The sequence below is a fragment of the Pseudomonas protegens genome, assembly GCF_003732485.1.
GTDB lineage: Bacteria > Pseudomonadota > Gammaproteobacteria > Pseudomonadales > Pseudomonadaceae > Aquipseudomonas > Aquipseudomonas protegens_B.
Genome location: NZ_MOAK01000079.1, coordinates 919 through 2494, shown reverse-complemented (window position 1 = coordinate 2494; position 1576 = coordinate 919). Strand labels below are relative to the sequence as shown.

At 62.3% G+C, this 1576-nt stretch carries 1 protein-coding gene and 1 pseudogene; both read left to right on the top strand.

Translation table 11 applies throughout. From position 1 onward, the window contains the following. Nucleotides 1-255: pseudogene (locus BLX41_RS35865) on the top strand (DEAD/DEAH box helicase); the annotation flags it as partial. Between the two features lie 410 nt (nucleotides 256-665). Next, nucleotides 666-1576 (top strand): ShlB/FhaC/HecB family hemolysin secretion/activation protein (locus BLX41_RS35860; protein ID WP_259745048.1); only part of this gene is annotated, 911 nt, incomplete at its 3' end.

Sequence of the window (1576 nt, the reverse complement as noted above, 5' to 3'; positions counted from 1 at the left end):
AAGCAGAGCTTCGAGCGCCGCACCATCAAGGAAGTCAAAGGCACCTACAGCGGCCCGAAAAAGGTCAAGGCGTCCGGCAAGGCCGTTGGCGTGAAGAAGAAAAAGACCGACGCCAAGGGCGACAAGAAAAAGTCCGTGGCCAAGGCCCCGACCAAGCGCAAGACCGCCAACCGGCCGAAAAGCGACAGTCTGGTCAGCCAGGACGGTCTGGCGCCGCTCAAGCGCCGCAAGCCACAGGCGCCGGCAGCCGAATAAGCCTGCCGCCAGCGGTAAACGAAAAACCCGGACCTGGTCCGGTTTTTTTTTGGCTGGCTTTCAGAGGTACTCCAGGCCTCGATGGCTCAACGGGCCTTGGGTTTCCCGGCCCATTCCGGCATCCCGGGCCATCTGGGCCATGCCCCCGAGTTTTGGCTAAGTAGCCAAAGCTCGAAGAGACGCTTCTGGCGGATCAACAGTCCGCTGCCAAGAAACCCTTTATGAAAATTCAGATCAATCTGATGTGGCGGTTACCGGTGTCAATCTAGTATCGGCCCCCACTGCAACGCCCGGATTCCGGGGGGATACGCAGTTTGTCGGGGCGTTCAGCGCTTATTTGACGCCAAGATGGTGGCACATTAACATCGCTCGCCCTGTCTGACCCTTGCTGCCCTTTCGAAGGACCGAATATGTCTATCCCCACCCTCGGGATGAGGTTGTGCTGTGCCCTGTCCTGCCTGCTGCTGACAGTCCCGCTGTCCATGGCGACTGCCGCCCCCTTGCCCGCGCCGACCTTCAACCCCGGTGACCAGGACCTGATCCGCGACCGGCAGAATCGCCTGCTGGAAGAACAGCAGCGACGTCTCGAAGAACTCAAGGACCTGCCCGGCAAGAGCACCGCGCCTGTAGCGCCCAGCGCGCCCAGCGATAGCCGCTGCTTCCCGATTCAGGACATCCAGCTCAAAGGCGCCGATTCGCTGTCCGCCAGCGAACGCGACAGCCTGCTCAAGCCCTATATCGGCCAGTGCCTGGGGGTGGCCCAGCTCAACGAGCTGCTCAAGGTCATCACCAACCGCTACATCGAGAAGGGCCTGGTCACCAGCCGTGCCTACCTGCCGCAACAGGACCTGTCCAGCGGTCACCTGCAAGTGCTGGTGGTGGAGGGCAAGCTCGAAGGACTCAAGGCCGCCGAAGACAGCAAGCTCAGCGCCCGCGAACTGAACATGGCGTTTCCCGGCCGTAGCGGTGAGCTGCTCAACCTGCGGCAGATCGAGCAGATGGTCGACCAGCTCAACCGCCTGCCGTCGAACCAGGCGCAGATGGAGCTGGCACCGGGTCAGGCCGTGGGCGGCAGTGAAGTCTTGGTCAAGAACAAGGCGCAAAAGCCCTGGCGCGTCGGCCTGTCGCGCAGCAACGAGGGCCAGAAGAGCACCGGCGAGCAGCAGTGGGGCAGCTCTTTCGAATGGGACAGCCCTCTGGGATTGGCCGACCAACTGGTGCTGCGCGGCGGCCACGACGCCGTCAGCGACCACCAGAAAACCTCGCGCAACGCCATGCTCTACTACAACCTGCCGTTTGGCTGGTGGAACCTCAGCTACAG